This is a genomic window from Dictyobacter alpinus (genome assembly GCF_003967575.1).
Taxonomy (GTDB): domain Bacteria; phylum Chloroflexota; class Ktedonobacteria; order Ktedonobacterales; family Ktedonobacteraceae; genus Dictyobacter; species Dictyobacter alpinus.
Genome location: NZ_BIFT01000001.1, coordinates 3,308,532 through 3,334,260, shown reverse-complemented (window position 1 = coordinate 3,334,260; position 25,729 = coordinate 3,308,532). Strand labels below are relative to the sequence as shown.

The 25,729-nt window shown below is 52.0% G+C and carries 20 protein-coding genes; 10 read left to right on the top strand and 10 right to left on the bottom strand.

The features are described 5' to 3' along the window. The 5 genes from EL633_RS13270 to EL633_RS13250 form a co-directional block, all read right to left on the bottom strand. The gene (locus EL633_RS13270) at positions 1 to 1,005 is read right to left on the bottom strand and encodes a radical SAM protein (RefSeq protein ID WP_126627641.1); all 1,005 of its coding nucleotides are present in this window, start codon (positions 1,003 to 1,005) and stop codon (positions 1 to 3) included. Next, on the bottom strand, positions 1,002 to 1,691 hold the full coding sequence (locus tag EL633_RS13265; RefSeq protein WP_126627640.1) for a TIGR04282 family arsenosugar biosynthesis glycosyltransferase: 690 nt from the start codon (positions 1,689 to 1,691) through the stop codon (positions 1,002 to 1,004). The genes EL633_RS13270 and EL633_RS13265 overlap by 4 nt, the downstream gene beginning before the upstream one ends. Beyond that, a complete protein-coding gene (locus EL633_RS13260) occupies positions 1,684 to 2,397 on the bottom strand; it encodes a glycosyltransferase family 2 protein (RefSeq protein WP_126627639.1) in 714 nt (237 codons plus the stop codon). The genes EL633_RS13265 and EL633_RS13260 overlap by 8 nt, the downstream gene beginning before the upstream one ends. A gap of 40 nt (positions 2,398 to 2,437) precedes the next feature. Then, positions 2,438 to 2,857 (bottom strand): hypothetical protein, encoded by a 420-nt coding sequence (locus EL633_RS13255; protein ID WP_126627638.1) that lies wholly within the window; start codon positions 2,855 to 2,857, stop codon positions 2,438 to 2,440. Positions 2,858 to 3,164: 307 nt separating this feature from the next. Then, the gene (locus EL633_RS13250) at positions 3,165 to 3,680 is read right to left on the bottom strand and encodes an LURP-one-related/scramblase family protein (protein ID WP_126627637.1); all 516 of its coding nucleotides are present in this window, start codon (positions 3,678 to 3,680) and stop codon (positions 3,165 to 3,167) included. A gap of 1,568 nt (positions 3,681 to 5,248) precedes the next feature. Here EL633_RS13250 and EL633_RS13245 point away from each other — a divergent pair. Then, entirely contained in the window at positions 5,249 to 6,307 is a 1,059-nt protein-coding gene (locus EL633_RS13245; protein ID WP_246039129.1) for an N-acetyltransferase DgcN family protein, read from the top strand. A 129-nt stretch (positions 6,308 to 6,436) separates the two neighbouring features. Here the strand turns inward: EL633_RS13245 and EL633_RS13240 are convergent, their stop codons facing one another. From EL633_RS13240 to EL633_RS13230, 3 genes are all read right to left on the bottom strand, one after another. Beyond that, positions 6,437 to 7,969 (bottom strand): ammonium transporter, encoded by a 1,533-nt coding sequence (locus EL633_RS13240; RefSeq protein WP_126627635.1) that lies wholly within the window; start codon positions 7,967 to 7,969, stop codon positions 6,437 to 6,439. 899 nt (positions 7,970 to 8,868) lie between these two features. After that, complete coding sequence (locus EL633_RS13235; RefSeq protein WP_161982124.1) at positions 8,869 to 9,543, bottom strand: pentapeptide repeat-containing protein; 675 nt, start codon at positions 9,541 to 9,543, stop codon at positions 8,869 to 8,871. 51 nt (positions 9,544 to 9,594) lie between these two features. Then, complete coding sequence (locus EL633_RS13230; protein ID WP_126627633.1) at positions 9,595 to 10,635, bottom strand: dipeptide epimerase; 1,041 nt, start codon at positions 10,633 to 10,635, stop codon at positions 9,595 to 9,597. Positions 10,636 to 10,893: 258 nt separating this feature from the next. Here EL633_RS13230 and EL633_RS13225 point away from each other — a divergent pair, with 258 nt between their 5' ends. The 4 genes from EL633_RS13225 (at position 10,894) to EL633_RS13210 (ending at position 13,995) form a co-directional block, all read left to right on the top strand. Beyond that, the gene (locus EL633_RS13225; protein ID WP_126627632.1) at positions 10,894 to 11,496 is read left to right on the top strand and encodes an HDIG domain-containing metalloprotein; all 603 of its coding nucleotides are present in this window, start codon (positions 10,894 to 10,896) and stop codon (positions 11,494 to 11,496) included. Between the two features lie 21 nt (positions 11,497 to 11,517). Then, positions 11,518 to 11,946 (top strand): hypothetical protein, encoded by a 429-nt coding sequence (locus tag EL633_RS13220; RefSeq protein ID WP_126627631.1) that lies wholly within the window; start codon positions 11,518 to 11,520, stop codon positions 11,944 to 11,946. A gap of 37 nt (positions 11,947 to 11,983) precedes the next feature. Then, entirely contained in the window at positions 11,984 to 12,547 is a 564-nt protein-coding gene (locus EL633_RS13215; protein WP_126627630.1) for a CRISPR-associated protein Cas4, read from the top strand. 221 nt (positions 12,548 to 12,768) lie between these two features. Further along, the gene (locus EL633_RS13210; RefSeq protein WP_126627629.1) at positions 12,769 to 13,995 is read left to right on the top strand and encodes an ornithine cyclodeaminase, nickel-pincer nucleotide-dependent; all 1,227 of its coding nucleotides are present in this window, start codon (positions 12,769 to 12,771) and stop codon (positions 13,993 to 13,995) included. Between the two features lie 42 nt (positions 13,996 to 14,037). Here the strand turns inward: EL633_RS13210 and EL633_RS13205 are convergent, their stop codons facing one another. Then, on the bottom strand, positions 14,038 to 14,991 hold the full coding sequence (locus EL633_RS13205) for a helix-turn-helix transcriptional regulator (protein ID WP_126627628.1): 954 nt from the start codon (positions 14,989 to 14,991) through the stop codon (positions 14,038 to 14,040). Between the two features lie 158 nt (positions 14,992 to 15,149). On the opposite strand from EL633_RS13205, the gene EL633_RS13200 reads away from it, so the two are divergent. Together EL633_RS13200 and EL633_RS13195 are read left to right on the top strand one after the other, a co-directional pair. Then, entirely contained in the window at positions 15,150 to 15,641 is a 492-nt protein-coding gene (locus EL633_RS13200; protein ID WP_126627627.1) for a DinB family protein, read from the top strand. 404 nt (positions 15,642 to 16,045) lie between these two features. Beyond that, entirely contained in the window at positions 16,046 to 17,404 is a 1,359-nt protein-coding gene (locus tag EL633_RS13195) for a DNA polymerase Y family protein (protein ID WP_161982123.1), read from the top strand. Positions 17,405 to 17,414: 10 nt separating this feature from the next. Here the strand turns inward: EL633_RS13195 and EL633_RS13190 are convergent, their stop codons facing one another. Further along, positions 17,415 to 18,266 (bottom strand): PPK2 family polyphosphate kinase, encoded by an 852-nt coding sequence (locus EL633_RS13190; RefSeq protein ID WP_126627625.1) that lies wholly within the window; start codon positions 18,264 to 18,266, stop codon positions 17,415 to 17,417. A 187-nt stretch (positions 18,267 to 18,453) separates the two neighbouring features. Here EL633_RS13190 and EL633_RS13185 point away from each other — a divergent pair, with 187 nt between their 5' ends. From EL633_RS13185 to EL633_RS13175, 3 genes are all read left to right on the top strand, one after another. After that, on the top strand, positions 18,454 to 19,707 hold the full coding sequence (locus EL633_RS13185) for a DUF4097 family beta strand repeat-containing protein (protein WP_161982122.1): 1,254 nt from the start codon (positions 18,454 to 18,456) through the stop codon (positions 19,705 to 19,707). Between the two features lie 310 nt (positions 19,708 to 20,017). Continuing rightward, complete coding sequence (locus tag EL633_RS13180) at positions 20,018 to 23,611, top strand: AAA family ATPase (protein WP_126627623.1); 3,594 nt, start codon at positions 20,018 to 20,020, stop codon at positions 23,609 to 23,611. 561 nt (positions 23,612 to 24,172) lie between these two features. Then, a complete protein-coding gene (locus EL633_RS13175) occupies positions 24,173 to 25,606 on the top strand; it encodes a deoxyribodipyrimidine photo-lyase (protein ID WP_161982121.1) in 1,434 nt (477 codons plus the stop codon). Positions 25,607 to 25,729: the final 123 nt, after the last annotated feature.

Below are 25,729 nucleotides of genomic sequence, written 5' to 3'. Positions count from 1 at the left end.
CTAGTAACTCCAGTTCACACCACACTGCGCACAATGACGGGCGGGATGATCGCTCTCAAAGGCATTGCGGAACTGATTGTAACGCTCACCATGCCAGATCTGCTCGATCGATTCCTGGAAGATGTTGCCCAGCACACGCTCTTCACGATACTCTTTGGCGCTACGATGCCCAAAGGGCGCGAAACAACAGGAGAGGACGTTGCCACTGGATGTGATATAGGTCAGGGTGTAGGGACGCTGACAACCAGACCAGGGGCGCTCGCCGAAGTCGCGTACGATACTTTCCACGGGAGAGGCGGCACCGGCCGCTTTAAAGGTGATACCGCGCTCCTGACACAGTTGCTGCGTCTGACGGATGATCGCCAATTCTTCAGGGAGAGCACGATGGAAGAGCGCCTGTTTGGAGGCCGCCAGGCCCTCTTCAAAATAGACCAGGCGCTGTAAATAGATCTCACGGATCCCATTCTCGCTGGCTTTATCGACCAGTCCGGGCAACTCATGGAGATTCTCACGCATGGCGGTAAACCAGAGCGAGACGGCTGGCTTGCTGGCATCCTGCTTCTGTTGCAGTTTAACGAAGGCATTGACGTTACGCCAGATCTTATCAAAGGCATCCACACCACGGACATGGGCATAGGTCTCGCGGGTAGAGCCATCCATCGAGAGCCGATACTCGTCGAGGCCGGCATCGATCAAGGCCTGGCCTTTGGTCAGGGTCAGAGCGATACCGTTCGAGTTAAACAACACATACGTACCACGATCCTTGAGGTAGCGCACCATCTGCGGGAGATCTTTATTCAACAACGGCTCACCCAGACCATGCAGCACCACGCGATCCAGGACGGGAAACTGATCGACGATCTTACGAAAATCATCAAAGGTCAGGTCCCGATCGTCTTCACGGGAGAGTAAGGTACGTGGACATTGCTGGCAAAACTCGTTACAGCGACTGGTCGGCTCGATATAAATTGAGCGTGGCAGAGTAGCGATGGTCGTCGTTGTCATGCAAGTAAACCCCTTTTACTTATAAGAGCCAGACAGGCAGCGGTAGCAGGAGCCAGAGCAGGCTCAGCCTGCAACAGGTTCGCCAGACGCTGTAAATCTAGCCGGGTATCAATATCAAATAGCGTTGCTAATACATGTACTTTCAAGTTCAGGTGTCGCGCCTTCTCGATGGTCTGTGCTAAAACGACATCCGTACTCATAGGAATGCCACTAAAAACATCATGCGGCTCACGCATAGCGATCAAATAGTAGCCACCATCTTCCGCCGGTCCCAGCACAACATCGGCGTGTTCCAGTCCCTGGTGCGCCTGCACAATCAGCTCGCGACTCACCTGTGGCGAATCTGAGCTAATTAAGATGGTCTGTGTGAATCCGCGCCGGGCCGTATCCTGAAAAACATGATGCAGGCGGGCCGCAAAATCTGATCCCCGCTGAGGGACGGCCAGCATAGGCACTTCTGGCGGTTCCGCCAGTAGCGCATGCACACAGGCCAGAAAATCTTGTTCAGGCGGTGTATAGGCCCAGACAAGATCATACTTCCAACCCGCGAAACGCGTGGCCAGATCCTGAAGAAATGACCGATACAGCTGGAACGTGAACTGGGCCCCAATACTCTGGGCCAGGCGCGTCTTGCCTGTACCAACTTCTGGATACCGTGCCACAATCGCCAGAGCGACCTCAGACATATCTCAGGTCCTTTTTTCTGGCATAGCGCGCCATAGTACTGAGCATCGCGTATGCCGCCCGCAGGCTGCCAACCACGGTACCAGCAACCTTGGATTGTCCATGGCTGCGGCGACGATAGTGTAACGGGATCTCACGAATACGATAATGGGCACGCGCCATCTTGACCAGCATCTCAACCGGCCAACCAAAGGTCATCTCCTGCATCTGGAGACGCTCCAGCACCTGCACCCGCACCGCACGAAATGAGCCAATATCATGGACGGCAACTCCATACATCTGACTCACCAGACGACTGATCATCCAATTGCCCAGACGTGCCTGCGGAGGGACCGCACCGGGCTCGGCCTGCTTGCCCACACGAGAGCCAATCACAAAATCAGCCTCATCAGACACAATAGGGGCCACCATTGCCGCCAGATCCACCGGATTATCGCTGCCATCACCATCCATAAACACAACGATCTCGGCTCCAAGCTCACGCGCAGTCTGAAAACCACGGCGACAGGCCCGCCCATAGCCACGCAGCTCCTCACGTACCACCACAGCACCGGCCGCAGTCGCCACACTGGCCGTATCATCAGTACTCTTGTTATCCACCACAATCGTCCACTGCACCAATCCCCCTGGAATCTCAGGTAACAGGTGCCGTAACGCATCCGCCTCATTCCAGGCTGGAATTACCAGCGCAATTGCATCTTGCCGCATAGACACATATCCTTCATTTCCTGGTATCACCGTACATCCTCTAAAGATAAATCGCCTCACCACGTTTAAAATCATAGACCGCAACTATTTTGCGCTGCGCACTCAAACTCAAAGCCTGCGCCTTCTGCACAGCATCATCCAGACAAAAACACAACGAGACAACGTCCAGATAACAGTTATGGGTCTCAGGCTCAATCCAGGTTCCCAACCAACAATCCGCATACCTCAAATACTTCTCGTTACGCGCAACAAAAGAGAGTAACGCATCGTGCAGGTCCGCATGTGGGGGAAGGATAACTGTCTTGTCCGGATATTTAGGAATCGCCCAGGCATCAATAAGTGATAAAAACTGATGGGTATCCAGTTTGGAGGTCACACCACCTTGTTCCATCGTCGCAATACAGATCTCAAGGATATACTTCTCAAAGTGGTAGCGCTCTAAGAGAGACTCAAACTTCATCTTTTCAACTATCCATCCAGAGAAACAGTGCCCTCTCTACTCCATGCCATCAACCATTGCTCTGTCGCATATCTGCCAACATAGCCGTGAGGCATCTTTCAAGCGAAACACGGACCAGTAGTTATGACACCATGCAAGCAGAAACAAGGCACGAGCGAATAGTAATAATAATCGTCATCAACACTCCTTTTTCAATGATCATACCTGCTGAAAAACATCGCTAGCCGGAACTATACCATGCTTCTCACTAGCTATCACGATCTGATGACGATATATTTACCACTATTCGCCAATAAAATACTTTTTGTTATCTTCCCGAATCGCTATAATCTTTACCGCCATCCTCACGAATCTCGTCAAGAATGATGGCAATGGCCAGGATAAAAGGTCCATCAACATTGGGCACAACATCGACCGTGTAGCTATCACCAAACAGGGCAAACTCACGGCTGATATGCCCTAACAAACGATCATAATGATCAACGATATTAAAATCCCACTCCTTGAAATTCCCCTGCACATAAAAGACCATGCCATCCTTACTACTGACCTCAAAGGTGATGCCCGCATTCAAGGTCTGCGCACGCCGACGCAGGCTCGCGACCTCAACACCATTCTGAGTGATGTCATAGTGGGTAGTATCAGACAAAATCTTCTTCTTCAGATACAAGACCTCGTTACCGGTCTCACGATCATAGATGGAGAAGGTGTCGCCAATCTGTAAAAAATCACCCTTGACTTCGTAGACCACCTGGCCGGTCTCATCACGAATAATAAAGTCATCGCTCAGATTCAGGCCACGTTCTTTTAAATGATAGCGCATGCTCAGTTCACTCCTGATATGTTCTTTAGGTATTGCCACAAATACAGCGTAAAAGAGAGTCTTGCAATACACTTTCTTTTACGCCATACCATAACCAAAGTTGTATACCAACTCTTGTCCGCTGGAGGATTTCAAGGCCTTAAAATTTTCATCAAATTTTCTATATGCAGAAGGTATGGGAATAGTAGCTCTTTATCCTTTTGATAAATACCCCCCACAACGTAAGAACGTAAGAACGTAAGAACGTAAGAATAGTATTTCCTTATAATGTAACTTTAGCATAAGAACATAAGAACGTAAGAAAGCAAGAATTAATAGTTCCTTACAATGTAGATTTAGCATAAGAACATAAGAACATAAGAACGTAAGAAAGCAAGAATTATTACTTTGCAAGAGTAAGATACTTTCTCTATTCTCTCTGCAATATATGTATCATCATAGTAAATGCAATATATTACTATATATTCTCTAAATCCCTGCAATAAATAACTAAAAACATATATATAATAATAATAATATAATAATAATAATATAATAATAATAATATAATAATAATAATATAATAATAATAATATAATAATATATAAATTTTATAATTATCTCGAATATATCAAACATAGACAATGTAACACTACTTTCTTACATTCTTATGTTCTTACGTTCTTACGTTCTTATGCTAAAAACAACATACACATAGAAACAACACAACACTGCTTTCTTATGTTCTTATGTTCTTATGTTCTTATGCTAAAAACAACACAACACTGCTTTCTTACGTTCTTACGTTCTTACGCTTCAGTAAAAATAAGGAGCATTGGGATCAATACATCTCACGTAGCGGCAAGACTTGTCCCCCAATCCTTTTCGGTTAAAGGGGAAACGTAATAAACCCCGACTCCATCGCGTGACGTCGTGTACGTCGAATGGCGCCATAAGCCAACCGAGTGTCCGTCGAGTGGGCGCCACACGCGAGGCCGCACTGCTGGGTTTTCGTGGGCGAACGTGCAAGAACGAGACGCAGTGCTGTGGCGCCTACACCTATCGCGGTGGATGGTGCCGAAGGGATGGGAAACGTTTGGCATTCCATGTCCATCCATCCGGACCCGCCCCTGTACGCATCAGATCAAGAACCATGATTCGGATGCGTGATCGCCATCCTGAACGTTCCATTGCGAACCGGATCAAGAACCATGATTCGGATGCGTGATCGCCATCCTGAACGTTCCATTACGAACCGGATCAAGAACCATGATTGGTGTAGGCGCCACAGGCATGCGATGCTTTTCTAACATGTATCGCCGTTGATCATGCTGCATGCCGGCCTTGCGTGTGGCGCCACTCCACGTACGATAGGTTCACTTCACACGTTTTCCCACCCAGGACCGGATCGTCATCCATGATCGGGATCGGATCGAAAATGTTGCTACGTGAGATGTATTGAGCATTAGGATACGGACCCAGGGCAAAATAGTGCGGTCACATATCGCCGGCTATCCAGAGCGGTTATAATAGGAGCGGCACTATTTCGTTTTCTGTTGATGACACAAGGAGAGGATACAGGGGTAAAATTGGCAACACGCAAAATCGCTATACTTGCTGAGGGCGCTCTGGGCTGGCATGCTGCGAAGACAGCGGTCGGCGTGATTCGTTATGCGCCAGATACAACGGTGGCTGTAATTGATAGTACCCATACTGGCATGGATGTCGCGGAGGCATTACAGGGGCCGGTGGGAGAGGGTATTCCGGTTGTGCGCGATATCACTGAGGCTCTGACCTATCAACCGGATACGTTGTTGATTGGGATCGCGCCACGCGGGGGTGCGCTGCCTGAGTCATGGCGCTGGCAGCTGCTGGCCGCCATCGAGCATGGCCTGAATATTGTGAGTGGCCTGCATGCATTTGTCTCGGACGATGAAGAGTTGCGTACGGCTGCGGCCAGAAAAGGGGTGACGATCTGGGATGTACGCCGGCCACCCGCCAGGACGCGTGTGGCCGATTTTACCCCACACCGCGAGGGGAGCCATACGGTTTTGCTGGTTGGCTCGGACTGTGGTTCGGGTAAGATGTCTACGGCCCTGGATCTGAATGCGGAGGCACAGAGGCGTGGCCTTTCGAGTGCGTTTATTGCGACCGGCCAGACTGGTATGATGATCGCGAACAACGGCTTACCGGTTGATCGCCTGATTATTGATTTTGCTGCTGGTCTGGTAGAGGAGCAGGTGCTGAATTTCAGCCATGCGCATGATTGGGTCTTTGTTGAGGGACAGGGGGCGCTCAATCATCCGGGCTATTCACCGGTAACGCTAAGCCTGCTGCATGGCTCGATGCCAGACGCGCTGATCTTTTGTCATAAGGCTGGCCAGACGGCGATCGATGGCTATGAGCAGTGCCTGTTCCCTTCTTTGAATCGTTTGATTGAGATCAATGAGGAAGCGGTGAACTGGCTACGGCCAGAGCGACGCAGTAAGGTGGTGGGCATTTCGTTGATTACGAACCATCTGGATGAGCCGCATGCACGTGAGGCGGTTGAGCAGATGATGAATGAAACTGGCTTACCAGTCACGGATCCGCTGCGCTTTGGCGTTGCGCCTCTAATGGATGCGCTTGAGCGCCACTTCGCTGGCTGAATCACGGTGCTATCTATTCAATAGAGCTACAAAGGAAAGGAGGCCGCCAGTTCGCGTTGTGCGAAGCTGACGGCCTCCTTTCCTATGGCAAATCGAGACAGGAGGGGGACGGGATGTTCTTTCTCTCTCTTAGTCCTCAACCATGACTGGCGTTGCCGCGACCGTTGTGTCATCGTGGCCGGTCAGGGAAGGTACGACACCCATCAGGGCGTATTCAGGATAAGCAACGGCACCATGCTCGTGCAGATCCAGACCTTCAAGCTCACCAGCTTTAGAGACACGCAGGACACCTACATATTTGAGTCCATACATCAGTACGAGCGAGATCGCCAGCGTGGCGACGACGGTTACCGCTGATCCAATGAACTGTGTGCCGAGCTGGCCAACACCACCACCATAGAGCAGGCCTTTGATGACCGCGCTGGTGTCAGCGCCCGTTGGTGTTGGTGCGCCATACGCGCCACTGGCGAACAGTCCTAATGACAGGGTTCCCCAGATACCGGCGAACAGGTGGACAGGGACCGCGCCGATCGGATCATCGATGCGCAGGTATTCGAGCAGGTCTAGACCAAGCACGACCACAAAGGCCGCGACGATACCGATAAAGAATGCACCAACTGGATCAACCCAGTAACAGGGACAGGTGATGGCGACCAGACCACCTAAGAAGCCGTTGACGGTCAGGCCCAGGTCCCAGGTCTTATTCTTCGAGCGGAAGTAAGAGTAGAACAGGGCAGCCAGACCAGCGGAGCAGGCGGCCAGGGTGGTGTTGAACGAGACGCGTCCAATACCGATGGTATCCAGAGCCGAGAGTGTGCTACCAGGATTAAAACCATACCAGCCAAACCAGAGGATCAAGCCACCGACTGCACCCAGGATCAGGTCGTGGGCTGGAGGTGGACCACCGCCATCACGCTTGAAGATACGGCCCAATCGAGGTCCCAGAGCCAGCGCACCGGCCAGCGAGATCGCACCACCGATACTATGGACAACCGTGGAGCCAGCGAAATCCTTGAAGTTCATCATCGCCAGCCAGCCGTCCGGACCCCAGGTCCAGTGGCCGATGATCGGATAGATAAAGCCGGTCACGCCGATACTATAAAGAATGTCGCCCCAGAAGCCACAGCGGCCAATCATCGCGCCGGATGTGATGGTGGAGGCAGTATCAGCGAAGGCAAACTGGAAGACCCAGAAGGCCAGCAGCGGAATACCGGTACCCATGTAGGTAGCGGGCAGGCCGCTTAAAAAGAAACCCTGCGTACCGATAAAGCCATTCCCTGGCTCAAACATAAAGGCAAAGCCCCAGGCCCAGAACAAGATACCGCAGATACAGGTGTCGGCAATACCCTCAACCAGAATATTCACCGACTCACGCGAGCGAGCAAAACCCGCTTCCAGCATGACAAATCCCACTTGCATACAAAATACGAGGAAAGCAGCCACCAGAGTCCAGACGGTGTTGACCGCATTGATCTCAGGAGTTGGAGTCGCCGCACCGGTCGCGGCATGTACCGCAGTAGGAATCACCCAATACATAATCGACAGTAAAAGCCCTAGGCCCAGCAGTTTGCCCCCCATGTAGTAGGCAACGGTCCGTCGAATCTGAGGATCACGCATGTTCGTGAGGAGGCGTGTCCATGTAGCCCGTAAAAGTGTCGTCATAGGTCAATAAGTCCTTTCGGCCGAAATAAGAACAAATACATATCTCAGGCAGCAGGAAGGCGACAAATCTCATCACTGAGCACAGGATAGAAAGATCAGCATCAGCTAATTTTCTAATTGGAGAGTGGATATATCAGCGTTGATGTATCTGGTTTTGTATATTTCGTACTTGAGTAGAGTATAAGAAATAAGTGGCATCTCTTATAAGGTCCAATATATCTCAAATCACACCCACTAATTTGTGCACAATGCACAAACACCGTAAGTATCGCGTATGTGAATTGACTATTACGACAACTATCTTGAACTTTTATTGATAATCAGGAAACATTCATTGAGCTATTTTTTATATCCGCCACAAATAATTGTGCACATTAACCAATGAACAGGTGCGCATTGGGCCTCTTCTCTTCAAAAAAGCCGCCATCAAACGGCCACGCTCGACAGCAGCGGAAGATCCCATCGATAGCAGGGCAATTTAACCAGAGGAGTTGATAACCACTTTCCGACAAAAGTTACGAAAAGCACACATCAGGAGGTGCAGCTAGCCTTTTTTATAGTTTTTGTATACACAATACACATATAGTTATTTCATCCAGCCTCTTCCACCATATCGTATGTGACCAATCCCGCCCATACCCGACATGGTCATGACCAGGAACCTTGACGTGAAGCGAAGAGACGGCAACCCGCAAGGGGATTGCCCTACGCTTTAACGTGTTTCTTCTTTGTCTACTCTCTCGAATAAAAATACCCTTAAGACTTCAAATATATGACCAAATAACCTGGAAATGATTATTGTAGGGCAATCCCCTTGCGGGTTGCCGTCTCCTCGGCCCATGTCAAAGTACCCCATCATGATCATGATGGGGTATGAAATCGCCAGGGGAACGATCCGATCACGCTTCGGGTGGCGTCTGGATACGGATGCCCATGGCTTCGACCAGGGCCAGCGCCTGCGCGATATTCAGGGTGGCCCCGCTGAGCTCTTTCGCGCTCACACGGGCAGCTTCTAATGAACAAGTACTTAAGTCGATGCCCGACAGATTGGTGCCACTCAGTTCGGCCTGGCGCAAATTGCAATCCTCAAAGCTGACATTGGAGAGGACAGCTTCCAGCAGGTCAGCTTCTAGCAGGTCACAATGCTCAAAGCGCACATTCTTCAAGGTGGTAAAACGGAATTGGGACAGGCTGAGCAGGCAATCTTTAAAGAGGACATCTTCCAGATGGGCCTCGCCCGCCAGAAAGCCTGTCATGCGGCAGCCGATGACTTCGACCCGATGCCAGACACTCTTATACCAGTCGGCGGTCGCGAAATCGCAGGAGGTAAAGCGTATATCGTCAAGTTGGATGTCTTCAAACTCGGTCGTAGAGAATATCACCTGATTAAAAGAGGACTCCACAAAGGCCGGTCGTGCCGCGACCTGGGTTGAGAGATCCACATTTGCCAGGGCCAGCGAGGTATAGCGCTCGTGATATTGCACATATCCACCAACAATATCGCGCCCCTGTGCCCTCTTCGGCAAACGTGGCGGACGCACCTGCACTTCCGGCTTATTGGCTTTCATCGTCATCTTCTCATACACCCTTTTCGTTGATACTTCCATATTCAATCATCAAAAATATTAGTCATCTTCAAGCTGCTCAGCCGCCGCACGCATCCGCACGCCCAGTCCTGGATAGGTCGGCAATACCAACTTCCCGCGCTCCACACCCACGCCGACAAAAGGATCATCATTAATCAAGAGCTGTCCATCCAGATCAGCATAATCCACCAGTGGCGTCAGATGGGCCGCCGCAGTAATCGACAGGGAGCTCTCAATCATACAACCCAGCATCGTCCGCAGATTATAGGCACGAGCCATATGGATCATTTTGAGCACATTGTGTATGCCGCCATTTTTCATCAGCTTAAAATTGACTCCATCCACACACTCGCTCAAGCGTGGCAGATCCTCGATCGTCACACAGCTCTCATCGGCGATAATTGGCAGCTCGACATTCTCGCGCACCAGTTTCAGGCCCGCCAGATCATGGGCCGCCACCGGCTGCTCCACAAACTCAATATTATAAGGAGCCATCGCATTAATATTGCGGATCGCCTCCTTTGGAGTCCAGCCCGCATTCGCATCCACCCGGATCACCGCCGAAGACACATCCCGAATCGCCTTCAGGATCTCGAGATCGTGCCGTGTCCCCACCTTAATCTTCAGGATAGGATAATCCTTGGCCAGCAGCGTCTTCCGAGCCATCTCCCCCGGACTATCCAGGCCAATCGTAAACGAGGTCCGTGGCGTATGCGCGGAATTCAAACCCAGCAGCTTATAGACCGGCACACCCAGCATTTTCCCCACAATATCATACACCGCCATATCCACCGCCGCCTTCGCCGAAGGATTATGCCGGATCACCTTATCCAGCCGCTGCATAATCTCCTCAATCAAAAACGGATCATCCCCTAGATTGCCCGCAAACAGAGCGATACAGGCCAGCACCGTCTCCGCGCTCTCCCCATAATATTTACTCGGGGCCGCCTCGCCATATCCCACCGCCTCCTCATGCTTCACCTCAACCACCACATTCGAAGCCGTATGCTGAACACCACGCGCAATCCGAAACGGCGTCGTCAACTGAAGATCTATTGGTTTCGCATCAATATGTAGCATAATACTGTTTCCTCATCCAGGCGTGCTAAAATGGCCAATGAAATACCATCCCATACCTATCATCCAGACAGAAATGGAACTACAAACCATCATAGCACGCCCTTCAATGTTCACATCTGAGATCCCCCCGTAACGGCAGGTCTTGCCCCTACTACCCTCCACGTACGAAATGTCTCTTAATCATGTGTCCCCAAAAGCAACACCTGTGCTATAATAGAGGCAAAATCAGCCGTACATCGATGGAGTGAGAGGGATAGCATGCCAACACGAGATGATGCCTACGCTTTAATGACCAGCCATGTGAAGAGTGAGAGTCTACAAAAACATATGCTATCGGTTGAAGCCGCCATGCGCGCCTATGCACGTAAATATGGGGAGGATGAGGAATTGTGGGCGATGACGGGACTGCTTCATGATAGTGATTATGAAGAATATCCCGACCTGAAAGAACATACCCAGGTCGCGGCCCAATGGCTACGTGACGAGGGATATGATGAGCGCATCATCTACGCCATCCTGGCCCATAATGATGTCAACCTGGAGAGCCATCCTCGCGCCGATCTTCTGTCCAAGGGCCTCTATGCCTGTGACGAGATCACGGGCATGATTACCGCCACCGTCCTGGTACGCCCGACGAAAAGCATTGAAGGCCTGGAAGTCTCTTCGGTGCGTAAGAAGATGAAATCCAAGGGCTTTGCCGCCGGCGTGAACCGCGAGGATCTCGTTAAGGGGGCCGAGGAACTGGGGGTGGATCTCAACGAGCATATCGCCTTTGTGATCCAGGCCATGACCCGGGTTGCCGCTACATTGGGCCTGGCTGGCACAGCAACACCAGAGACACAGCAGGAAGCCATCAACTAAGTACAGGTAACATTGAGCACCATGCAGCAAAAAAAAACCAGGAACCTACTAACGCCACAACGCATCTATACCGCCAAAGAGGTCGCCCAGTACGAATATTGTCCACTGGTCTGGTGGCATGAACAATATGATCCAGCCGTCCACGCTGACAATGATGCCCTGTTCGCCCAGATGGTAGAGATCGAACAAGAATATGGCTCGCTGGCACCCGAGATGCCGGATTACCAGGTCATCGAGCAGATCCTGGTGCGCCGTGGTGCCTTCTATGAGGATGGTCGCAGATCCAAGCAACTGCCCGAAATGGAGGCCGACGAAGAACTGGATGAGGAATATACTGAGGCGGTCGATAATCATCCCAAAGTGCGTCGTCTCCTTGGATTAGCAGTACTGGCCCTCGGCACCGGCGTCGTACTCGTCGGTTTTTCCATACTCACTATGATTCTCAAATAATATATATTCAATAGGAACGGAAGGATACGTATAAACTATGGTAGGCGGGGCCCTCTTTGCGACCGGCATCGGGTTACTCTTATTCTCCGTAGCCTGCTTCTCATTACTCTTCAATGAACGCCGACTCCAACGCGAAAACCTGATTCGAGAACACCATCAGGCGCTGGGCTTGCCTCCCGGAGAACTCGTCTACGAGAATACCGATGGCCTCGGCGAAGCCATCACCTCAGACGAATTTCCACTCAGCGCCAAACCAACCTATATTGTCCGACTACCCAACAAACAACTACTCCCCATCGACATCAAACCGATCGCCATCGACTCCATGACCCCCGACAGCCACCACGTCCTCCAGGTCGCCACCTACTGCCTGATCCTCGAAGAATACGCTGAAGAGCCACCCACCCACGGCCTCCTCCGCTATACCGACCGTGAATTCCCCATCGAATACACCCCCGCCCTACGCAAAAAGATCCTGCGCCACATCAAACAAATGGACCTCTGCGCCCCCCAACTCCCCCCATCCCTCACCAAACAAAAGGCCAGCAAGTGCCGCGCCTGCATCTACCAACCCATCTGCCCCGTCGGCCAGAGCAAATAACCCCCTCCCCATCATCACCTCGCCCAGAGAGAGATCCCCGGCTAATCAAAATAATATTCAGCGCCGAATCAACCATACAACAATAGATGCGACAAGCAATCCATTTCCTCAAGCGGTCGCATGGATCACAGCCAATTGACATTCCAGAACGGGCCGCATACACTAGGCAACAGGAAGATGGCTCCAGTCACGAGCGTTTAACAGAAATGCGAGAGCAAGCAATGCATACAGTACATGAAGTAATGGAAATGAGCGGCCATATCATTGACTCCTGGACGCTACCAAAGGCCTGGGACACAATTATGGATCGCGGCGGCAACTTTGATGTTGAAGAGATACAGGTTGGTGCCACCAAAGATGACACCAGTTATGTGCGCATTAAAGTAGAGGCCCCCAATGACGAGGTTCTTGAGCAGATTATTTCTCAACTCCAACAACTCGGTGCCGTCCTTTTACATGCCGATGATGTGCATGTTACAAAGGTTGAGCAAGACGGGGTGCTACCCGATAAATTCTACTCTACCACCAATCTACCCACCCAGGTACGCTTAAATGGACAATGGGTGACGGTCGAAAATATTGAAATGGATGTGGCGATCGCGATTGATCGCGAGCACACACGTGCCTATTGCCGTCCAATGCATGATGTACGCATCGGCGAGGAAGTTGTGGTTGGACACGACGGGATCCGCGTTCAGCCCTATGCACGCGCACGTGGCCATGATGATTTTGCGTTCATGCAGAGCGATGTATCCTCAGAAAAAGTCAAAGTACGAGCTATCCACAACATCGCCCGACAGATGAAAGAGGTACGGGCGCATCAGGGGAAGATCCTCTTCGTCCTGGGTCCCGCCGTGATCCATACTGGCGCGGGCCGCTATGTGGCTGAGTTGATTCGTATGGGCTATATACAGGTCATCTTTGGTGGGAACGCGATCATTACCCATGATGTAGAGTCGGCCCTCTTTGGCACCTCGCTGGGCGTCAATCTAGAGAGTGGCGAACAGGTTGTGGGTGGTCACCGCAATCATCTACGCGCGATCAATACGGTTCGCGGCATTGGCTCGATCGAGAAAACCATTCAGTCAGGCTTGTTGCGCGAAGGTATCACCTACGAGGCCCACCAGCACAATATTCCCATGGTACTCGCCGGCTCGATCCGTGATGATGGTCCAATGCCAGGCGTGATCTCAGATATGCAGCAGGCACAGGCCCGCATGCGCGAAGAAGTTCACGGTGTCGAGATGTCCATCATCGTAGCCTCGATGCTCCACGCGATCGCCACCGGCAATATATTGCCCGCGCATGTACGTACCGTCGTCGTCGATATCAATCAGTCGGTCGTCACAAAACTGGCCGATCGTGGTAGCTTCCAGGCCGCCGGACTGGTAACGGACGTGGAACTCTTCCTGCGTGAGTTGGTGGATTTCCTACGTAAAGAACAATAGGTACCCCTTCACATGGGAGCAGCGACTGCTTCCATAACAGGATCAGGTGCGCTCAGCTAGCGCGGTTATTTGCTGGCCCAGTTTCAACAACTCGCCGCGCAACTCCGCTGGCTGGCGCACCGTAAACGTACAATGCAAGCGAACCAGGATCCAGGCCATCCATTCCAGGTGGTCAACATAGCACTTTAGCTCGACACCATCCTCGACCTGTTCTAGCAAAGCCAGGGCGGGTGGCACAATACGCTGTGCTTCTTCCAGGGTAGTATCCAACAACACCTCAACAAACCACTTGGCCGGCGTAGAAGGGATCGCCTTTAACACAAACGACAGGCAATCAAAGTTATCGGGCCGTACAAAAGTCTTCTCCTCAGCCTCAATCGTGACAATACGCTCCAACCGAAATGTACGCAGTTCCAGGCGCAGATGACAATAGCCCACCACATACCAGTAGCCCGAACGATACACCAGGCCATAGGGATCAAGTCTACGCTCCGTTACCGCCCCCTCAAAAGCGCGATAACACATCTGGATCGCCCGCCGCTGACGCGCAGCCTCACTTAAAGTGAGCACAATATCGCTCCGTGGCACCGCCCCCGAAGGATTTACATCCACCACCAGCGTCTCCTGTATCGCCTGGACACGCTCACGTAATGCCTCAGGCAGCACACGCTCAATCTTGGCCAGCGCCCCCTCAACAGCCGGCGTAGCCAATGTCAGACCCATCTTACGGCTCACCAGCAAGCCCACAGTCATCGCCAGCGCCTCATCATCATTAAACATCAGCGGAGGCAACTTAAACCCTGGTCGCAAGCGATAGGAACCATAGCGCCCACGCATTCCCTCAACCGGAATCCCCAGATCTTGCAGCATCGTAATATAGCGCCTTACCGTCCGTGGATCCACCTCCAGGCGCTCCGCCAATTCCTGTCCGCTGATCTGTTGTCGCGATTGCAGTAACTCCAAAACTGTCAGCACCCGTGTGGTCGGAAAATACATTGTCCGTGGCTCCATTTCCCCTGGTAATTTGCATAGCGCAAAAAGACCATCTAATCAGGACGTATCTTACCCTCTTTTGATTGTAAACTCAAGGTAACAGTATTTTTTGAACATGGCATTGGATTAGACACATAGAAAAAAGAAAAGAGAAACAGCACATGACCGAGTATGTCACAAAAGCTGAATTATTAACCCGTATGCAGGATGGCTATACAGCCTTTACCGCCTTACTCTCCTCACTCAGCGACGAGCAACTCACCACACCAGGAGTCAACGGCAAATGGTCCATCAAAGACAACATCGCCCATTTAAGCACCTGGGAGAAAAGTGTCATCACCGCCCTGGACGCTCTCCACAACTATGTCGAACCCGGTAATCCTACCGCTGGTATGAGTGAAGACGAACAAAATGAACTCTACTACCAGGCCAACAAAGATCGCCCACTCTCAGAAGTACGCAACGAATTCGCAACCGTCTCACAAGAGATTCAAAGCGCAGTCGAGCGCCTCTCAGACGACCAGATAAACAGCCCGCTCCCCTGGAGCACATCCACCAACCCCATCTGGCCCTGGATCGCTGGCAACACATACGAACACTACGAAGAACACGCCCAGATCATCGAAAAATGGCTCGCCACCCAACAACCGTAACGGCCCTACGAACGTACCCATCGAACGTAACGGCTGCCCTCGTGGCTGCGAACCTCCGCCCACGAGCGTAGCCGCACACACCATGAGCTCACCTCCCGCCACGCCTCGCCCTACTATACCCTCCACCCACCTCCCCCTAATCCTACGCTATACCCGCTTCCAACATACCAGACGGGCAGGCAGCAAAACCGAAAATTCCAAAGTCCTGGGCAGGGACTTCATGATAGGCACAACAGGAAATTTAGTATATAATAGAAAAACTAGCTGATCCGAACTCTCTGATCCAGCCAACCACCATCTTCGGCAGTAAGAAATAGATACGCACATGCAGGTGTAGAAAAATAAGTATGCAACAATTTCAGCGATCATCATCCACACAACACATTTCACAGGACTCGGAAGCTATGACGAACGAGCAACATCTTTATCAGACGGCGGAAGAAAGCCAACTGGATGAGGCGGCACGCGCGGCCGAACGCGCCCGGCTCCGTCAGGGGGTCATGCATGTGCGCATCGACCATTTTTATTGTACGCTGGAAGAACAACTGGATCCATCGTTACGCGGCCAGAGCTTTATTGTTGGTACCGGCACTGGACGTCCTAATGAGCCAGGCCGTGTGATCGATGTATCACCAGCGGCCGCCCGCATGGGTCTGGTAGTAGGTATGCCTTTGCGACGCGCCCACCGTATGGCTCCCCGCACCCGCTTCCTACCAGCGTCCTACAATCACTATCAGCCTATCCTCAAACAACTCAAGGATCGCTACCGCGCCTACTCACGCATCATTGAAACGCTTCCTGTCTCCGATGCCTTTATAGATCTTCGCGGCTGCGAACTTCCTTTTACCTCTCCAGCCGCACTGGCGGAGCGCCTATGCGCCGAGATCGCCGAACTGGGCTTGAATGCCATGATCGGGGTCGCCAACGGCAAATCCACGTCCGAGTTGGCCGCACTGATGAGCCGACGTGACGGACGCGATGGCGTGCTCTATATACCACGTGGCCGTGAAGCCTCATTTGTTCAGACGCTCCCATTAAGCCTGTTACCAAAACTGCGTGCTACCGGCATGGGAACAATAACAAGCACACCAGAGACAAGTGAGCGTAACTCAAATAATGAAGGTGAGACAAAGGGTGAGCAGCAAGTAGATGCCGTCGCGGTCGCTGAAATGGTTGCGCATCTCCATGACTTTGGCATTACTTCATTTGCGCAAATAGCCGAATTAAGCGAGGAGGGACTGGTCCGCCGCCTGGGCCAACTCGGTAGCTGGTTGTATCGTGTAGCGATTGGGGAGGATGATAGTCTGGTGATACCGGATGCGCCACCGCTGAGCCAGAATGCTCGCGTGCACTTCCACCATCAGGCCGACGCGGATGAGACGTGTAGCGCCCTACGTAAGCTAGCCGACCATCTCAGCGAGCGTTTACAGGAACAACGCCTCAAAGGACAATCCATCGCGCTGATCCTCTGGCCCAACCGCCTCCCGCGTGAGACCCGCAATCTCCAGCCGCGCGATGACAATGGAGAAGCAACCACAACCATAGCCGATGAGACCATCGGCGGTCAGATGCTATTGGATCGCCATACCGACGCAGCTGACATCATCGCCCACCATGGCTTAATGCTCTTCGCCCACTATCATCGTTCCGGCATGCGCTATCTACAGGTACAACTGCGGATCGGCGATATGATTACCACCGCTCCGACCAGCTATTATCCACCACCAGCACGGGCCCGTGGCCGACTTACACGCAAGCTATAATTATGCCAGCTTACAGGTCCGTAACCTCTTTACGGGCCCGCAATTGCTGTAAAGACTCAAGTTCATTGCGACCTCTAGCCTCAAGCTCCGCCTTCCAATCGTCTTTATAGGTACGCATCGTCTCCACCAGCGTCTGCGCAATCGCCAGATTGCGATACCATTTATGATTGGCGGGCACAATATACCAGGGAGCATCATCAGTACCACACTTGCTCAACGCATCCTCATACGCTTTTTGATACTCATCCCAATACTTACGCTCCGAAAAATCGCTGGTCGAAATCTTCCAGGCTTTATCCTTCTCATTAATACGTGCGCGCAGCCGCTCAGTCTGTTCCTCCTGACTGATATGTAAGAAGAATTTAAGGACAATTGTATTATTCTCGGTGAGCAACTTCTCAAAATGGTTAATATCCTTATAGCGGCGGCTCCACACATCCTCCGAGACCAGATTATGCACCCGTACCACCAGCACATCCTCATAATGCGAACGATTAAAGATGCCCAGCACACCTTTCTCAGGCGTTACTTTATGCACACGCCAGAGAAAATCATGCGCCGCCTCTTCAGGAGTAGGAATTTTAAATGCATTGACCTTACACGCCTGTGGATTTACCTGCGCGAATACGTGGCTAATCGTGCCATCTTTACCACTGGTATCCATACCTTGTAGAACCATCAAGATACTATGATGCCGAGCAGCCGCCAATAATTCTTGTAGCTCTCCCAGTTCCGCTCCCAGCCTTGCCAGTTGCATATCCACTTCTTCACGCTTGATAGAAGGTGCCACATAAGCAGGATCATATTTTTTGAGATCCACCTTATCGCCCTTAGTAATTTTCCATAATAAATCTTCGCCCATAAACAGCGTATCCTTTCTCAACAAATACTTATACCTTGTATCACTCACATCAGGTGAAAAGATGATACAAAATCCAGGGACCTCTGGATGAAAGCGCGAACTTTTATGCTCTTGAATCGTATGTTATGGTAGTGTTTTTATTCCTATTATTTATTCCAGACCGATGAAATTCAAGGAGGCCCGAGCCATGCAAAGTCAGGAAGACCAGCAGTCCTCACAAGGACAAGAATATGCTCCCACCAGTGGGCACATGCTCAATACAGATCCCCGTGAACAACCATCTCCCCAACAGTCTTCCAACTATACATACCAGGAACGTAGCTATGAAGAAGGCTATAGCAATCAAAATTTCTATGATGATCCCTGGTTTCAGGACAATGCAGGTGAAAAGCTACGACCTCAGTCCGGCTCCCAGCGTGGTATCAGTACCATTTTCATGGTGCTAGGAGCACTACTCCTGGGTGTGCTGATCGGACATTTCGTCGGCATCGTGGGCGGCTGGTTTTTCTGGCCAGGTATCGCAGTACTGGCACTGATCGCGATCTTTGTTATCTATAGCAACTGGCACGTGATCACCATCCCACTCCCCATGGAACGCTTTCAGATCCAGGAACATGCGCGGCTCACCATCAATAATACGGTCGGCTCGGTCTCGATCCGTAGAGGCGAGCAGAACGAAGTCACGGTCACAGGCACCAAACGCGCCAGCGGCCCCTGGATTACCTCTAAAAACATGCTCATGAATTATGATCAGCGTGGAGACGAGCTCAAAATCAAGAGCGAAATCCACTGGTCCCCATTACAATTTGGCCTGCGCAGCATCGATCTAGAGATTACCGTTCCTCAACACTGTGATATCCAGCTCAAAAATGGCTCCGGCAAGATCGACCTCCAGAACATCAGTGGAGCCATCAAAGCACGCACCGGTAGCGGCTCCATCATAGCTCACGGCATGCAAGGCCAGATGCAATTAAAGTCCGGCAGTGGCTCCATTGAAGTCGATGACCTGAGCGGGCGTATAGAACTAAATACTGGTAGTGGACACGTGACGGCCAATCAACTCAATGGCGAAGTCATGCTCAGAACCGGTAGCGGCTCCATCGAGGGAACAGACATCACAGGTCGTGGCGAAATCAAAACTGGTAGTGGGAGAATTACCCTCACCCGCTCCATACTCAGTGGCAATACCAACATCCACACCGGCAGTGGCCAGATCAACTTCTCCGGCGCCATCGAACCACTAGGAGACTACACACTCCACACCGGCAGCGGCTCCATCAGCCTCACCCTACCAACCCAGAGCGCATTCAATCTCAAAGCCCATACAGGATCAGGCAGAGTCGACAACGCATTTGGCAACAACCAGGCCGGCAGCGATCCTCGCGCCCAACTCACACTCCACACCGGCAGCGGCTCCATCACCATCCAAAAATCCTTTTAACAGCCAACCACCCCCAAAGCGATCATGCCTGAATAACCACAATTCATATGCATGATCGCTAACCTCAACGTTCCACCAATCAGTTATCCATAGGGAACACAAGCTATATATAGATATACATGATATAATAGAGTATAATTCTTCTTCGCCATGGCTAATATCGATGCTAGCAAAAATAATCTCGTATAATCCGAACTATTGACACATCACAGTTAAGACACGTATACTGCTTTTGCCGAGAACTCGTGTGTGTTTTTGTAACAGTCGTAGATATTACATTCGACGGGAAGATTGTGGAAGAGAAGTATTCATGGAACAACCAGCCCTATTAAGCATCATACGTACAGAAACAAATTATCGGTTTCGTCTTGATCTTCCCGATGGCCCAACTGGCCAGGAATATAGCACGGACCTTACACCAGAACAGCGTGAGCGGCTACGACGTGCGCTCCAGGCGCTCGGTCATACTGGATCAACCGGTGATGGTCGCCGTCAGAACGTTAAAACTGGACCAGCCAATGAGGCCCTGCTCTCCTTAGGCCGCTTCCTTTTCGACTCGGTGCTCCCAGAACCACTTCAGGAAATGCTACGCCGACTCGATTCCGCGCTACTTATCAGCACGAATACGCCAGATATCCCCTGGGAATTGCTCTTCGATAATAGCACGAAATCCCGACGCTATCTGTGTCAGGCCTTGAGTGTTGGTCGCTCACTTCTCCAGGATCGTGAAAGTACTCAGCGCGCGGCGAGCATGGATCGTGTGACGCGCAACAAAGCCAATAAACGCGATACGCAAGGACTTTCAGTACTCTTCCTGGTTAATCCAACCAGCGATCGTCCAGCCGCCGAAGAGGAAGTTGCCTCCCTCTGTACAGGTTTGCCTGAGTCGGTTACACGCATTATTTTGTATCGCCAGCAAGCCAATCAGCTAGAGATGCGCGTACGTATGAGTGCCGATGCACCACATGTATTACACTACGCGGGTCCACTACCGGTTATCAACTCGAACAATGATCCCGCCCTCGCACTGGGCGGCAACGCGCGCCTGGATGGATCAGCGCTGGAGCAACTCTTTCAGGGACTTCCCAAACATCCATTGGTATTCCTCAGCTATCATGATGAGGAACGCTCCCAGCGTGCCGCTACGAGCACGCTAAGCAATGGACAGGATCGAGACGAGCAGACGGAACAACTGGCAGGCGCTATTCTGGCCGCTGGTGCAGGTGCCGTAGTAGTAGAGCGCTGGCCAATTCCAGCCGCCCGTGCACGCGAATTCATGATGCTTTTCTACCAGGATATCGCGGACGGTGTGGCACTGGGTGAAGCCATGCGCCGCGCACGTATCGCCATGGCACAACACTATATCGAGGATACCTCCTGGCTCTCATTTGTCCTTTATGGTGATCCAACCCAGCGTCTGGTTGTCAGCACTCTCTCCAACAAAGAGCGCCAGTTTGAGCAACACATAGATCCGTTCGATGATAGTCAGTTGATGTCGCCCCTACTCTCCTCAGGCAATACGCCCGATCGCCGCTTTATGAAGGCGGTCCTGGAATTCGCCCTGGGTGAGGCGCGCCGCATGCACAAGGATTATCTGGGCACCCCACACCTGTTTATCGCCCTGACCAAACTGGACGGTGGTTGTACGCAAGATGCCCTGCGCAATCTAGGTTTCTCACCCAAGCAGGTACGCGACGTGATCCGTCTGGCCCTGGGATCTGGCAAAGCCACCAGCGATACCCCGATCCTACCCACGCGCCGCTGTAAAGAGATACTCCAGACCGCTGAGCATAATGCCATCAATGCTGGCTCCACCTCGGTTGATGAGCGAGCGATCGCGCAGGCAGTTCTCAGCGAAGGCGACGGAGTTACCCATGAACTCCTCACCAAACTGGGCATCAATCCCAATCAATTGATCGAGATGATCCTGGCCAGTAACGCCCACGCGCTGATCGAACTGGTCCCTTCGGCCAATCCAAATCCAGATGCCATGCTCAATGATCTTCCCAACGCCATTAGTCCAGAGATCAGTGCGAAAGGTGGCAACTCCGCCCTTGAAAAACTGGGACGCGATCTGACCCGACAGGCAAGCAACAAACAATTGACGCCATTGATCGGTCGCGAAAAAGAGATCCGGCAGTTGATGCAGACCCTGATGCTCAAGGATCGTAATAACCCTATCCTGATCGGTGATTCTGGCGTCGGTAAAACCACGATCGTCGCGGGCCTGGCCCAGCGCATCGTTGATGGCAAGGTACCACCGGAGCTACGCAATAAACGACTGATCGAGCTATCAGCCAGTTCCCTCGTAGCTGGCACCAAATATCGCGGTGAGTTTGAGGAGCGCCTGCTTAAGGTGCTAGAGGAAGCCGAGACAGGTGGCAATATCATCCTCTTCATCGATGAAATGCACCTCTTAATCGGCACCGGACGTGCGGCCGATGGTAGTATTGATGCCGCCGGTATTCTCAAACCTGCGCTGGCCGGTGGTCGGCTACGCTGTATCGGGGCCACCACTCCACAGGAATATCGCCTGATCGAAAAAGATGCCGCCATGGAGCGCCGCTTGCGTCCAATCATGATTGAGGAACCCTCGCCAGCCGACGCCCTGGTTATTCTCCAGGGTATGCGCGACCTCTATGAAGAGCATCATCACGCCTCGATTACCGAGGAGGCATTACAGGCGGCCGTCAACCTTTCGGTCCAGTATCTGCCGAACCTGCGTCTGCCGGATAAAGCCTGTAGCGTGCTGGACGAAGCCTGCTCGCAGGCCCGCGTCTTCTCAATTGAAGATGATTCACAGGAACAGGATGATCTGGATGAGATCGGGGCCTCGCCCGTCATCACTGCCGCCATGATCGCAGAGGTCATCTCGGCACGCACCGGCATTCCTGTACGTGCCCCGGGCCGTGAGGAACGTGATCGCCTGCTCAGTCTGGAATCCCGTCTGAAGTCACGTGTCATTGGACAGGATGAAGCCGTTAAGCGTGTAGCCCAGGCCATCCAGGTATCTCGTGCGGGACTCAAACCACACAATCGTCCGGCGGGCGTATTCATGTTCCTTGGTCCGACCGGCGTCGGTAAAACCGAACTGGCCCGTGCCCTGGCCGCCGAGGTCTTTGGTTCAGATGACCATTTGATCCGCGTCGATATGTCAGAGTATATGGAGAAACACTCCGTTTCACGGATGATTGGTGCTCCTCCAGGCTATGTAGGCTACGATCAGGAGGGTCAGTTAACCGGCAAATTACGCCGTCGCCCACACTGTGTAGTCCTGCTCGACGAACTGGAAAAAGCCCATCCAGAGGTTTTCGACCTCTTCCTGCAGGTCTTTGATGCCGGTCGCCTGACAGATGCCCAGGGCCATACCGTGGATGCGCAGCATGCCATCTGGATCATGACCTCAAACGTCGGCACAGACATGCTTGGACGTTCGATGCCCAGTGGCTTCCGCGCCAGCATCAAAGAGACTGCGGAAGAGATGCAGCGCGATCGACTGCTAGAACGGCTACGACAAACCTTCCGGCCAGAATTCCTGAACCGTATCGATGATGTCGTGATCTTCCATCCGCTCAACCAGGAACAGACGCATGCCATCACCTATCTACAGATCAACGAACTGGCAGCCCGCCTGCTGGAACAGGGTCTGGTACTGCATGTAGAGGATAGCGCTATCGATCTGCTCTGTAAAGAAGGCTTCAGCCAGACCCAGGGAGCGCGTCCGCTACGCCGTGTGATTGAGCGCCTCCTGACCGTGCCGCTGAGCCTGCGTATCTTACTGGCCAACATTCCACAAAATGGCGAGGTCCATGTCAGCGCCTCCGATGGCAAGCTAGATATCGATATCCGCGAGCCAGGCGTCAATGTTGAAGTACCTGTAGATGCACAGGTAGAAGCCCACTAACCCCCAGAAAAGACAGAGGCCCGCCGGATAAAACTGGCGGGCCTCTGTCTTTTCTGGTAGATTGTCTTATATAAGACTTCTATGGATTTCTTCTCAATATCGCGTAATTTTACACGCATCAAAGAATCTCGGTAGGCTTGTCAGGGGAATTACCGTGCTGAAGGCATTGTTAAGTAATATTAAAGAGCATTCCAAGCGAAGGGGAGTATACTGTCCATAGTAAGTGAGCAATGCGTGTTGGGGTGCCAGTCCATTCTGTTGAGCTGAACTCCGCACATCGAGCGAAGACCAGTCCTGTGGAAGTACGCTGTTGAGCCACGCTCCGGCCCTGCTATTCGCAACTGGAATTTGTACATGGAGCGTTGTAGTTCTGATCCAGATATCAGCACACATTGCTCACATACTAAACACATACACCCATCTATTACCTCCCCTCCACCAGGAGAATGGCAGGATACGCGGCTTGACGTATCCTGCCATTCTTCTTTTGTGCCCTGTTCTCCCCTCCCGGAGCGTCTCTTATTCATCCATAAAATGAAAGTGGAAGGGACATATGTGCTCATGCTTGATATAAAGACTTTTGTACAGGGACTCGATAATCGACAGCGTATACAGGTCTGGCGACCCGGAACATGTGCCGAAGATGCCCGCTGCGTTATCTATTGGATGCAGCGCGCGCAGCGAGGCCGAGAAAACCATGCTTTAAATACGGCCATCATTCTGGGCAATGCATTAAATCTGCCTGTGGTTACCGCGTTTGTCGTCACAGATTATCCACAGGCCAACCTGCGCCACTATACGTTTATGCTCGAAGGATTGGCAGTGACCGCCCAACACGTAAAGGAGCGCGGCACACCTCTGGCCATGCGCCAGGGAGAGCCTGCCAGCGAGATCAAACAGTTAGCGCAGAACCTCCAGGCGGCCGCGGTTGTCAGTGATATGTGCGAGCTACGCGCTCCCCGTCAGTGGCGCAAGGATTTACAGCAACAACTGGAGATCCCATTCATCTGCGTCGACTCCGATACCGTTGTACCCATGTGGTGTATTCCCCAGCAAGAATACGCCGCCCGCACCATTCGTCCCAAAATACAACGTTTACAGCCCGTTTTCCTACAACCACAGCTCGATATTAAGAGCAAATATCCATTGACAGAGCCACCTTGCGATCCAGGAGAGTCAGAGAACCCCCTGAATTATCTGCATAGCTTGCAGATTGATCGTAGCGTCAAAGCGCCTGATCATATCCATGGTGGTTATAGCGAGGGGCAAAAAAATGTGCAGCGCCTACTCAAAGAACGTCTGCATGCTTATGCGGACCAGCGCAACAATCCAGAACTGGTCGGCACCAGCGAGCTATCGGCCTATCTGCACTTCGGTCAGATTTCGGCACAACAACTTGCCTGGGATGTCGAACAATATACCCCTGAGGAGACCGGAAGCGCTCATATCGACATCACTGGGGGTAAGGCCGCCTATCTGGAAGAACTTATTATCAGGCGCGAACTGGCAATCAACTTCGCCTACTATAATCCTCATTATGATTCCTTAGCGGGCGCGCCAGAATGGGGACGCAAGACACTCAACAAACACGCTAATGATCCCCGCGAATGGATCTATAGTCAGGAAGAATTCGAGCAAGCCAGAACCCATGATGAACTCTGGAATGCCGCCCAACGTGAAATGGTCGTCACCGGCCGTATGCATGGTTACATGAGGATGTACTGGGCCAAAAAGATCCTTGAGTGGAGCGAAACACCCGAGCAAGCCTTTAACATCAGTGTCTACCTCAATGACAAATATGAACTGGACGGGAGAGACGCAAATGGATATGTCGGTATTAGCTGGGCCATTGGCGGGCTTCACGATCGCCCCTGGCGCGAACGCCCCATCTTCGGCCTGATCCGCTACATGGGAGCCAGTGGCATGAAGCGCAAAATGGATACTCAATACTACATTTCCAAATACGGCCAACATCCCCTCATCAAAGTGCGCTAAGCAGGTGCCCGACTCCCCCCGTATCGGGGAACGTGCAGCCAGCCACACTCGGGCGCTAAAGCGCCCATGCTTCTTTTAAATGTAGTGTGAAATTGTGCGCAGAGCGCACAATTTCACACTACA